We start from the raw sequence: 11453 nt of genomic DNA on the forward strand, positions 1-11453 counted from the left end.
GGGGCTTTTTATATTATCAAGGATACGTCTAGATGGTTTGGATGGCTCTATGGCAGTACGGTCAGGCGTACCACGCGGGTGTCTACATCATCTTTATCGAAGAAATCTTGTTCGAAGAGGATGGTTTTGTTGTCGAGCCAACGAGGTTGTGTGCAGCCCCACTCGGTTTGGCGCTCCCACAAAAGGCGGAGGTTGCCATCTTCCACAGTCCATAATTGGAGTCCATTGGGTTCGTAGCGAGCTAACACATCAGAGTTACCACATACAAAATGACGAGCGTCGGGCGACACCGCCGGTGGGCTCCAAACCCGGGTACGACGCCCGGTGTGTTGGTTTACCAACAGGTAGTAACTGCCCTCGTACAGCCGTACAGCCAGCAGCCATTGCTTTATGGTGGGTATGGAAGCTATGTATTCGTAAGCAATATTACTGGCTTCGTCTTCAGAAGAATTGTTAATGAACCGAAGGGGCTTGGTACGAGTCGGGCGCAGCCACAGCGTAGTGTTTTTGCGCTGTACCATCGGGCCAGCGCTGCGTAACCGGAGGCGTTCTTCGGCCGCAAAGTCGAAGGTTGCTTCTTCTTCAGCAGAACTAGGAACAGTAGGGAGTTTCAAAGACTGGGGCAGCTTCTCGTACACGCCCCGCGAAGCCTGATGAATAGTTAGCACCCGGCCAGGTAACTGTACCAGAGTATCGAGATGGCCGAGGCGGTAGATGCGTGGTGGCTTCGGGCGTGGTAACGGCGCAACCGGGGATGTGTTAGGCACACCCGGTTGCGCCCGCTCAGCGGGGCCTCGGAAAGAACAAGATAATAGGAGTATCGCCAGAGGCAGCACTACTATCACCGCACGAAGCCGGAACATGGAAGTAATTGAAAACTGAACGCCGCGCTTAAAACTCCTGCTTCAACCAGTTCCGGAAGCTAGCCTGCTGCTCGGGCGTAGCTTCGGGCAGCTTTTCAATGGTAATCTTTTGCCAAAAACGCTGCCCATCCTGCCCAATTAGTGGCACCGTGAGCAGCCGATTCTGGCGAAACACACTGAGTTCGTAGTGTTGGTCTTCCCGAGTGGAAAGTAAATTGTGCAAGTTCATGTCCACCCGCCGCCCATTCACGGCTACTATCTCGTCGTCGACGGTAAGTGCTGCCGCAGCGGGCGAGCCTGGTAGAATATCGGTTACTTCCGTGCGCTCGTTTTTCAACACCGTACGAAAGCCGAATACGCTTTCCGATGGAGCGGCATTTTCTTGGATTCGAAGCGTGCAGCCCACAAAGCCCAAGGCTTTGTCGAGCGGTTCTTCTAACGGCGCGGTGCCGTAAATAAATTTATCGAAATATGCTTGCATATCGCGCCCTGCTACCTCATTCACAATTCGAATGTAATCTTGCTCGGTATAGCCAATTCCTGTCTGGCCAAATTCTTCCCACAGCCGGCGCATTACCTGATCGAGGCTGCGCGCGTGGTTGGAGAGGCGGCGTAACGTAATATCAAGCAACAGCGCCACCAAGGCTCCCTTGTGGTATACCGATACTTTGCGGTCGGGTACGCCAGCCTTGTAGCCATCAAGCCAGAGGTCCATGCTGGCATCGGCCAAGGAAAGGTTGTAACGGCCATAGTCATCGTAGTGCTTGCGCAATACGGTGTTCAATTCCGCGAAATATTGCCCGGCCGTACGCACTCCAGCGCGAGCCAGTAGATACTCCCCATAATACGTCGTGATGCCTTCAGCAATAAAGCAGGTGCGGAAGTAATTTTCTTTGGAATAGTCATAGGGCTGCATTTCAGCTGGCCGGATACTCTTGATATTCCAAGCGTGAAACAGTTCATGACAGCTTACGCCTAGCAACTCCTTGTACAGGCCTTCTGTCATCAGCAACTCGGCTGGTCCTAGCGTAATAACCGTGGAGTTGAGGTGCTCCACGCCGTGGTAGTGTTTATAAGGAAGGATCTGGTTTAAGAAGTGATAATCCTGCGCCGGAAATGAGCCAAACAACGCAAGCTGTTCGGCACTGAAAGCCCGGAAGTCAGCAACTAACCGTGTCCAGTCCACGGGGCATTCTCCTTGAATCCAAATGTAGAAGGGTAAGCTCTCCACCTCATAGTTGCGGTACTGTAAGGTAGGGCTAGCAATAAGGGGCGAGTCGGCCAGGTGATCAAAACTCTGCGCTTGTAGGGTGTTAGGGCCGGTTTGAGGCAGGCCACATGCCAATTGCCAACCATCAGGGAGTTGCAACTGTACCTGACAAGGTTCTTGTTGACGGCCTTCTATGTACATAAACCCCTGAACTGGGTTCAGATAAAGCTGCGTTTCATCTAGCCACGAACCGCCGGCGTCCATCTGGTGCGCGTAGAAATTGTAGTGCACCTGCACCGTCCGACCCGCTGCTCCTGTTACCTCCCAACGGTCTTTAGTGAGTTTGCGGGTCGTTAATACGTCCTGTGAAGCAGCATCAAGTACTTCTACTCGCTGAATCTTTTGAGCGAAATTCTGTAGCTCGTAGCGTCCGGGCCGCCAGGCCGGCAATTGCAATTCTAGGGTTTCAGGGCCTTCTTTCGGGACCTCAAAAGTCATTTGCAACTGCACGTAGAAGGTAAGCGGGTTCTCGAACGAAACGTAATAGTGAATCATAGAAACGCGGAGCGGGTAGGCAGAAAACCTGGTGTAAAGCTACGGCTATCCGGTTGAAAAACGCGGATAAAACGTGGCTTTTGATACGGGTAAAGCCGCACCTTCGACTAGGATAAGCAACCGAAAAGCTGGGAGTTGCCCCCGATGATGAACATAAAAAAGGTGACAACACTTTTGTCTTTTCAAAGTCAAGCGCGTACCTTTGCCGGCCTTACTTGTCACTGAGTCACTACTTATACCATGAAACGTACCTTCCAGCCTTCGCAGCGCAAACGCCGCAATAAGCATGGCTTCCGCTCTCGCATGGAAACCGCCAACGGCCGCAACGTGTTGGCCCGCCGCCGTGCCAAAGGCCGCAAGCGCCTGACTGTATCCGACGAAGGCCGTCACAAGCGCTAAGCGCCTGTGAATAACCTATTGCCGTCTGGCGTTTCACCTGCAGGAGAGAAGCCAGAGGATAAGGTTCGTTCCTACTCGTTTTCAAAAGAAGAACACCTGTGCCGTAAGAAGCTCATCGATGAGCTTTTCGGTCGGGGTTCTTCTTTTGGTTTATACCCCTCCGGTTGGTGTGGCTACCAGCCGAAGTAATTACCACCGCACCTCCCCAGGTGCTAGTTAGCGTAAGCAAACGCAGCTTTAAGCGCGCCGTCGACCGGAATAATTTAAAGCGTTTTATGCGTGAGGCCTACCGCCTCAATAAGCATCGGCTTACGGAAGCGGACGGTGGGCACCCCATTGGGTTGCTCGCAATTATCTACACCGGCAAAGAAAAAAAGCCTTTCGCGCTGGTTGAAAAAAAATTAATTTCAGGGCTGGAGCGTTTATTAACCGAACCCTTTGTTGCACCCGCAACAAAGGACCGAAAAAAGCGTCCTTGAATTAGTCGCAGCTTCACTGACTGCCGCGGCACCATTTGTTCTTGCCAGTAGGCTTCTTACTCTGAAGTGACTAGTGGTGAGGTTTATACCAGCCTTCATTTATGCGTAAAAAGTCTATTGTGGCCGGGTTGCTTCTGGGGGAGCCACACTGGTATCTGTTGCCGCCGCTTCGGCCGACAACGAGCGATATTTCGAAATAGCCAAGAACCTCGACATATTCGCTACCCTATTCAAGGAAGTGAATACTTATTATGTGGACGAGGTACCACCTGCCAAATTGGTAAAGACCGGTATCGACGCCATGCTCAAGTCGCTCGATCCATATACCAACTATATTCCGGAAGATGACATCGAGGATTTCCGTACGCTAACTACCGGCCAGTATGGCGGTATTGGAGCCGTGGTAATCAAGCGTGGTGGCAAAACTGTAGTGCAGGCAGCTTATGAGGGCTACCCAGCGCAGAAGGCCGGATTGCTGCCCGGTGACGAAATCATGACAATCAACGGTGTCAACGTTGATAAAAAGAACAACGGCGACATCAGCAAGCTGCTGAAAGGGCAAGCTAATTCGTTGGTAAAGCTTATGGTGACCCGTTACGGACAAGACGCACCCGTTGAAATCAATATCACGCGCGATAAAATTCAGGTGGACAACGTGCCATACTATGGCATGCTGACCAACGACATCGGCTATTTTCAACTCGCTGGCTTCACGGTAGATGCCGGCAAGGAAGTTCGCATGGCCCTCACCAAGCTTAAGGAGCAAGGTGCCAAGAAAATTGTGTTCGACATCCGCGACAATCCTGGTGGCTTGCTCAACGAATCGGTTAATATCTCCAACCTGTTCGTTGATAAAGGGCTTGATATTGTGAGCACCAAGGGAAAGGTGACGGAGTGGAACAAGACTTACAAGGCACTCGATGTGCCCTTCGATACGCAGATTCCTGTTGCTATCATCACCTCTAATCGCTCGGCTTCGGCGTCTGAAATCGTGTCTGGCGTGTTGCAGGATTACGACCGGGCTGTGGTGATAGGGGAGAGAACCTTCGGTAAAGGCTTGGTACAGGCTACTCGGCCGCTCAGCTATAACTCGCAGCTGAAAGTAACTACCGCCAAGTACTACATTCCGAGCGGCCGTTGCATCCAGGAAATTGACTACGCCCACCGCGCCGACGATGGCACGTTGGGTAAGGTGCCAGATTCCTTGCGCACGGCCTTCAAAACACAGGCTGGCCGTACTGTATACGATGGCGGCGGCGTAGCCCCCGACGTGGAAGTGCAAGACCGCGAAATTGCCGACATCACTCGCGTGCTGCTGCAGAAGAGCTACCTCTTCGATTACGCTACCCGCTATCGTGCCGAACACCCCACTATTGTGCCTGCCCGGCAGTTCAAGCTCGCAGATGCTGAGTATCAGAAATTCGTAGACTTCCTGAAAGGAAAAGACATCAGCTACAGCACCGACGCTGAAAAGTCATTGGCTGACCTCACTAAAAAAGTGAAGGAAGAGAAGCATTACGACGACGTGAAAACCGAATTGGAAGCTATGCGCCGCAAGGTAAGCACCAATAAAAGCAATGACTTGACCCGGTTTAAACCCGAAATCAAGGATTTGCTGGAGCAGGAAATCGTGTCGCGCTACTACTTTCAGAAAGGCCAAATCGAAGCTACCTTCGACGACGATCCGAATATCCTGATGGCCATGAGCGTGCTCAACGACCCCAACCGCTATGCTGCCTTGTTGCGCCCAAGCGGCCGGGCCGCCAGCAGCACCAAAGGTGCCGGTACGAACAAGTAACATTTGGTTTTTCTAGTTACAGAAAGCAGGCTCAAGCAAGAGTCTGCTTTTTTGTTGTCCTTGATCTAGTTAAAATGGGCCGCTATTCTAGAAGTTTCAGATTTAAGATGGCAGTAGGTGAAACTGTATCTTTGCGCTATGCCTAGTCTTATTCTTTCCCTCGAAACTTCGTCGCTCGTTTGTTCAGTTGCTTTGCACCAACTAACCGACGGCAGTTTAGTAGGCCAGACAGAGTTACGGCTAGAGAAGTCGCATTCTTCTCACCTAAGCGTATTAGTAAGCCAATTGCTGGAAAACAGTCAGCATACTTTGCAAGGTGTAGCGGCTGTGGCTGTTTCCGACGGCCGGGTTCTTATACTGGATTGCGTATTGGGGCGGCAGCAGCGAAAGGACTGTGTTACGCGCTGGATATTCCGCTGATAGCCGTAAGTACTTTACAGGCGCTAGCTCGGCAGGTGGCAGCCATGACTGCTTCGGCCAAAGATATGTTGTTCTGCCCCATGCTAGATGCGCGACGGATGGAGGTGTACTCAGCCGTTTACACGCACAATGGACAAGAAATTGTAGCGCCCACGCCGCTGTTGCTCGATTCTGATACGCTGGCCGAACAATTAGCCTATCATCGTTTGTTATGCTTTGGCAACGGTGCAGCAAAGTTTCAGCCTTTGGTTACCAACAACTCCAACGCTAGCTTCTTGACTGGTATTGAACCTTCGGCTGTGTCTGTAGGGAATTAGCAATAGAAGCCTATCGGCGTGGTGAGTTTCGGGACGTAGCCTATTACGAGCCATTTTATTTGAAGGAAGTGTACACCACTACACCAAAAGCAAAGTAACAGAAGCAACGCCTACTTAGGCTACTGCTACTAGTTGCTTTATTCACTCGACATCGTTAATCGATTCGCCAAGCCAAAACTTGGCGTTATAACTTGCCATGGAAGACATCATTGTTAACCGCGTAGCGCAAAGCGCCCTCACTTCACTTAACCTAGAAGAGTTTATTCATCCGGGCGAGCGAGTTGTGTACGACATCAAAGAGAACCTTTTCCACGGGTTGATGCTGCGCGAAAAAGATTTTCGGGAGTTCATCAAAAACCATGACTGGAGCCAGTATGACGGTAAGAACGTCGCCATTATTTGCTCAGCTGATGCTATTGTGCCTACCTGGGCTTATATGCTGCTAGCCAGCAAGCTTCAGGGCCACGCACACCGCTACGTTTTCGGTAATCTGGAGGCACTGGAGCAAGAGTTGTTTCATGAAGCTATTGCTAGCATCAATGCCGAAGAGTACCGCGACACGAAGGTGGTGGTAAAGGGGTGTGGTGAAAAGCCAGTGCCTACGTATGCTTACGTGGCCATCATGCAGAAACTGCTGCCCGTAACATCGAGCGTTATGTACGGAGAGCCTTGTAGTACAGTACCGCTTTACAAGCGTCCGAAAGTGGCTTAGGCTCATCGCCGGGTTAGTTGTTTCTCCGGATTAGTTAAATAGTTGAACTGATGACAAGCCCCTGTGCCCTGTGATAGGCACTAGGGGCTTGTTGCTTTCTGTGCTACTATATAAGGAGTAAACAAAATGGTCCGTGCCTACAGTCGCAGCAACTTTGCATCTTTAGCTCCGCAATTACCGCCTCATGCCGCAACCGTCTACTGACACCTATAAAATCAGTCGCACAACTGGTGTTGCCGTCGTCGTTGCCAATATGGTCGGCACGGGAGTATTTACTAGTCTCGGCTTTCAGGTTATCGATATTCAAAGCGGCTTCGCGCTGCTTATGCTCTGGGCGGTAGGAGGACTGATTGCCTTGTGCGGTGCCTTAAGCTATGGGGAACTTGCCGCGGCCATGCCCCGCTCGGGCGGTGAATATCATTTCCTGTCCCGTATTTATCATCCTGCCGTAGGTTTCCTGTCGGGGTGGGTATCTGCTACGGTAGGCTTTGCTGCTCCCACGGCGCTGGCTGCTATGGCGCTCGGCAAATACGCAAAAAGCGTATGGCCTGCCCTCCAGCCCGAATGGTTGTCGATAGGAGTGGTTTTAGCTTTCACGGCCGTGCATGCCATGAGTCGACAGTTAGGCAGCCGACTACAGGTGGTAGTTACAGCCATCAAAGTGTTGGTGCTGGTAGCGTTTATCGGGGCCGGACTGCTGGCTGCTACCCCACAGCCTATTTCATTCATGCCAACTGCCCTTAGCTGGCAAGAGGTATTGAGTCCTGCCTTTGCTATTTCGCTGGTATATGTGTCGTATGCGTATTCGGGCTGGAATGCCGCTGTATATCTCACCGGTGAAGTAACAGAACCACAACGCAATCTGCCCCGGATCTTACTGGTTGGCACGGCTGCCGTACTCCTCTTATATATAGGATTGAATTTTGTGTTTCTGTATTCCACCCCGCTAGATAAGCTGAAAGGCCAGGTAGAAGTAGGCTTTGTGACGGCCACTCAAATTTTTGGCGCTATAGGCGGGCAACTAATGGGCAGCATCATTGCAGTTTTACTCTTGTCTACTATCAGCTCTATGATCTTTGCAGGGCCCCGCGTTGTGCAGGTGATGGGCGAAGATCTTCCGACGCTTGGCGGGCTGGCCAAACTCAGCGCCACTGGCATTCCAGTGCGAGCTACTCTATTTCAGACTGCCCTAACGCTTCTCTTTATTGTGACCTCCACATTCGAGCAAGTATTACTCTACGCCGGGTTTGTGCTAAGCTTGTTTACGTTTATGACGGTGCTTGGCTTGTTTGTCTTGCGGGTGCGTCAGCCAGAACTGCCACGTCCTTATCGCGCTTGGGGCTACCCACTGACCCCGCTGCTGTTCCTATTGCTTAATGGCTGGACGCTCTGGTTTATCGTCCACGACAAACCCAAAGAATCTCTATATGGCTTAGTAACCGTGTTGGTAGGCTTGCTTATTTACTTTGTAAGTCTGCGTCGTCAGCCTACAGAGTAGGTGTTGGTCATGTTTCTTTCTGCGTCCATAACGAGCAATGATTAAAAGAAAAGCTTCTACTTGCACATACATATAGTATATAGCAAGGCAAAGTGACCAACGAGCAATAGTATCTGGAAGTACAGGGAGAGCCCACATCATACAGTGGCGTGCTCCATGTCACTACAAGGGGGCACCTCAGCTACTATTCAGTAACTTTCGCACTTCATCAACATTGTGCCTGATGCGTTTCCCGGTTTGCCGATTCACTTTATCGGCCGCTCTACTACTCCTTGCGGCTTGTACCGAACAGAAGAACCCCCAAACTAAACAGCCGCCGTCCGCAAAGCCTACACCACCTGCCGACACTACTGCTGCTATTCCCGCGTCTAGACCAACTCGCCCCGACACAGCTTACATGCAAGATATTGCGGCGTATCTAGCGGGGCAGCCAGTTAGTAGCCAAAGTGCACTGCGTCCGCTTACCACGCAACCTGCTTGGCAGCTTTTTGCTGCGGATGCCGACAAAAGCTGGGCGCAATACCATGCTACCCGTACCAATAAAATTGAAAGTTGGGCGGCCACTGAGCTGGATTCCGTGCGCGCCAGCAGTTCCACCATCTTTTATCCCTTCAGTGGTCCCGATCTACTGAATGCCGTGACTATGTTTCCCGATAGCAAAACTTACGTGCTATTAGGGCTAGAGCCGGTGGGTTCGGTACCAAGTCGGAGTACGCTTGAAAATCCCAAGCTTTTTCCGGCTCTCAAAGCGGCACTCTGGTCGGTACTAAACTTCAGTTTCTTCCGCACCAACGATATGGCGGTTGAGTTAAACTCAAGTAAAGTAAGAAATTCACCTAAGCCAAAACTACAGTTAATCCCAAGGGAACCGAAGGATTCTCTTTCAAAGACTGCTACTAGCACAACAGGAGTGAAAGCTCCTAAGCCAGTGATGTTGGATGGCGTTTTGCCTGTAATGATGCTTTTCGCCACTCGCACCGGCCATCAAGTGCAGAACGTGCGCTATGTACAACTCAATACAGAAGGTGAACTCACCGATGCAGACAGCACTGTGATTCAAAAGCCCGGCCCGAAGGTCATTCCTGGAGTTGAGTTAATAATGCTCAACAAAGCAGGTGCCGAACAAAAAGTCTATTACTTCTCCGCTGATATCAGCGACTGGAAAATGGGCTCTAACAAGGATGCCGTTATTCAATATGCGAAAAGTCTCGGTGACCTGACTACCTATGTGAAGTCAGCTACTTACCTCATGCACAAGCCCTATTTCAGTAAAGTCCGCAATCTTATTCTAGAGCGCAGCAACTACGTTCTGCAAGACGATTCCGGCATTGCTCTGAAGTATTTTCGCCCCTCAGATTGGCAACTTACCTATTACGGTACTTACAAACGGCCTATCAACCTTTTCGCTAAACACTACCAACCTGCCATGACGATGGCCTACGCCGATACTATCCACCGTCCTCGCCCTCTACCTTTCGGTACCGGCTACAACTGGCGTCAAAACGATTCTAACCTGTTGCTCGCACGTCGGCAAAGACCTATGTGACTTCTAGTTTCGGTATAGCTTGAGTAATAGAAAGCCGTAGCTAACAGCTACGGCTTTCTTATGCAATGTTGTAGTTGAAGTAAAATTGATTGTGTTGTACTTACACTGCACGCGTGCAATACTTTTCCAAAGTTCACTTTCTCTAGTAGTTAGAAAAACAGTGCATCCATGCTCATCTAAAGTACGCAGCAATAGAATGCTACTCCGATATTTATCCAGGTCCCTTCTCAGCATTGGTGTGCTGTGCTTCCAGCTATTATTTCCAATAGATGGGCTAAGCCAGAACGCTACGACAGTTCCTAAACAGACTGTGCGTATTCCTAACAGTCGACTACTTGACAGCCTCCTACGCACCGACGCTCGCTTGGCACCCGTCATCAATCATGCTGCAGACTATGAGCTGCAAATCATCTACACGCAAATCAACCGCGACGCGCAAAATCAGCCGCATTTCATCCAACATGACTTTCGGCTCGACGCCAAGCAATATTTTAATCCGGCTAGCCTAGTGAAGCTGCCGATTGCAGCGTTGGCTCTTGAGAAGTTGAATGAGCTACACCAACCGGGCCTTACCAGGCGCAGCCCTATGGTTACTCGTACTGCTTTTCGTTGCCAAACTGCCGTCCCTTACAACCCCGCCGCCGATTCCGATAGAATAAATACTGTTGGCAACTACATCAAGCGGATGCTCTTAGTTAGTGACAACAATGCTTACAACCGCTTATATGAATTTCTTGGCCAGCGCCCTCTCAACGAACGGCTCGCTCAACTAGGCTACTCCAATACTCGCATCACGCGCCGGTTTGCCCCCTGCGATACTACTGCTAACCGTCACACAAATCCAATTGACTTTTTAGGAACTTCAGGCCAGCTTATATATCAGCAACCAGCTCTTTTCAATCCAAGCCCCTTTAATTCTCCTCTTGGCCGTATAGCAAAAGGTCGAGCTTATCAAGCTGGTGGTCAGATTGTACCTCGTCCTTACGATTTTACCACAGCCAACTACCTCCCTCTTCAAGATGTCACGGATATTCTGAAGTCTCTGCTGTTTCCAGAAGTCACTTCTAGCACACAGCGTTTCAACTTAACGCCCAACGACTATGCTTTCCTTCGGTATTACCTCCACCATACGCCCCATAGTTCTGCCTACAGGCCTTACGCTACTAAACAGTTCTTCGACGCTTACAAAAAGTATCTCTATTACGGTCGTTCTCCACAGGTAGCTCTAGATTCTGCCTTTCGCATCTATAATGTAGTAGGGATGTCTCATGGCTATCTTTCCGATGCCGCCTATTTCATCAGTCCTACACAGCACTCCGAATTTCTACTGAGTGCAGTGCTCTATGTGAATCAGGATGGTATCATCAATGATGGGGCTTACGAGTACAACAGCATTGGCCTTCCTTTCCTTGCGCAACTAGGACAACTCATTCAACAATATGAGACCACCCATAGGCAATCTGAAGCATCTATGAAGGTCGAATCCTTTCCTGCAGAAGTAAAATAGAGGAATTTAGTAGGCGTTGTGAACTTCTTAAACTACATAAGTGGTTCGTCAGCAGCGTCTTGTCGGCTTATGATGGAATAGATTATAGGGGTGACTATTTGCTGCCTAAAGATTATTGCTGCTAGCTATTGTACAGGAAAATAAAGCCT

11 protein-coding genes are annotated in these 11453 nt (G+C 50.3%); 9 read left to right on the plus strand and 2 right to left on the minus strand.

The window, feature by feature from the left end; genetic code table 11:
• Window positions 1–47 precede the first annotated feature (47 nt).
• Together MUN86_RS02545 and MUN86_RS02550 are read right to left on the minus strand one after the other, a co-directional pair.
• Window positions 48–767 (minus strand): hypothetical protein, encoded by a 720-nt coding sequence (locus MUN86_RS02545; protein WP_245121340.1) that lies wholly within the window; start codon window positions 765–767, stop codon window positions 48–50.
• A 124-nt stretch (window positions 768–891) separates the two neighbouring features.
• Window positions 892–2628, minus strand: coding sequence for a M61 family metallopeptidase (locus MUN86_RS02550; RefSeq protein WP_245121343.1), 1737 nt, complete (start codon window positions 2626–2628; stop codon window positions 892–894).
• Between the two features lie 240 nt (window positions 2629–2868).
• Here MUN86_RS02550 and rpmH point away from each other — a divergent pair, with 240 nt between their 5' ends.
• From rpmH to MUN86_RS02595, 9 genes are all read left to right on the plus strand, one after another.
• Complete coding sequence (gene rpmH, locus MUN86_RS02555; RefSeq protein ID WP_086596110.1) at window positions 2869–3027, plus strand: 50S ribosomal protein L34; 159 nt, start codon at window positions 2869–2871, stop codon at window positions 3025–3027.
• Between the two features lie 167 nt (window positions 3028–3194).
• A complete protein-coding gene (locus MUN86_RS02560; protein ID WP_245121346.1) occupies window positions 3195–3506 on the plus strand; it encodes a ribonuclease P protein component in 312 nt (103 codons plus the stop codon).
• Between the two features lie 238 nt (window positions 3507–3744).
• Entirely contained in the window at window positions 3745–5304 is a 1560-nt protein-coding gene (locus MUN86_RS02565; protein ID WP_245121348.1) for a S41 family peptidase, read from the plus strand.
• Between the two features lie 138 nt (window positions 5305–5442).
• Window positions 5443–5724 (plus strand): hypothetical protein, encoded by a 282-nt coding sequence (locus MUN86_RS02570; RefSeq protein WP_245121351.1) that lies wholly within the window; start codon window positions 5443–5445, stop codon window positions 5722–5724.
• Window positions 5667–6041 (plus strand): tRNA (adenosine(37)-N6)-threonylcarbamoyltransferase complex dimerization subunit type 1 TsaB, encoded by a 375-nt coding sequence (gene tsaB, locus MUN86_RS02575; RefSeq protein WP_245121353.1) that lies wholly within the window; start codon window positions 5667–5669, stop codon window positions 6039–6041. Before MUN86_RS02570 ends, tsaB begins: the two co-directional genes overlap by 58 nt.
• A gap of 196 nt (window positions 6042–6237) precedes the next feature.
• Window positions 6238–6753, plus strand: a complete 516-nt coding sequence (locus MUN86_RS02580; RefSeq protein WP_245121356.1) for a DUF2480 family protein — start codon at window positions 6238–6240, stop codon at window positions 6751–6753.
• A 184-nt stretch (window positions 6754–6937) separates the two neighbouring features.
• On the plus strand, window positions 6938–8251 hold the full coding sequence (locus MUN86_RS02585) for an APC family permease (protein WP_245121360.1): 1314 nt from the start codon (window positions 6938–6940) through the stop codon (window positions 8249–8251).
• Between the two features lie 223 nt (window positions 8252–8474).
• Window positions 8475–9797, plus strand: coding sequence for a hypothetical protein (locus tag MUN86_RS02590; RefSeq protein WP_245121362.1), 1323 nt, complete (start codon window positions 8475–8477; stop codon window positions 9795–9797).
• A 364-nt stretch (window positions 9798–10161) separates the two neighbouring features.
• Window positions 10162–11304, plus strand: coding sequence for a serine hydrolase (locus MUN86_RS02595; protein WP_245121365.1), 1143 nt, complete (start codon window positions 10162–10164; stop codon window positions 11302–11304).
• Window positions 11305–11453: the final 149 nt, after the last annotated feature.

Origin of the sequence: Hymenobacter volaticus (assembly GCF_022921055.1) — a bacterium.
GTDB lineage: Bacteria > Bacteroidota > Bacteroidia > Cytophagales > Hymenobacteraceae > Hymenobacter > Hymenobacter volaticus.

Excerpts from the sequence above, each read along its gene's own strand:
- MUN86_RS02585 (WP_245121360.1), top strand. The coding sequence starts at position 6,938 with ATGCCGCAACCGTCTACTGACACCTATAAAATCAGTCGCACAACTGGT.
- rpmH (WP_086596110.1), top strand. The coding sequence starts at position 2,869 with ATGAAACGTACCTTCCAGCCTTCGCAGCGCAAACGCCGCAATAAGCAT.
- MUN86_RS02590 (WP_245121362.1), top strand. The coding sequence starts at position 8,475 with ATGCGTTTCCCGGTTTGCCGATTCACTTTATCGGCCGCTCTACTACTC.
- MUN86_RS02570 (WP_245121351.1), top strand. The coding sequence starts at position 5,443 with ATGCCTAGTCTTATTCTTTCCCTCGAAACTTCGTCGCTCGTTTGTTCA.
- MUN86_RS02580 (WP_245121356.1), top strand. The coding sequence starts at position 6,238 with ATGGAAGACATCATTGTTAACCGCGTAGCGCAAAGCGCCCTCACTTCA.
- MUN86_RS02550 (WP_245121343.1), bottom strand. The coding sequence starts at position 2,628 with ATGATTCACTATTACGTTTCGTTCGAGAACCCGCTTACCTTCTACGTG.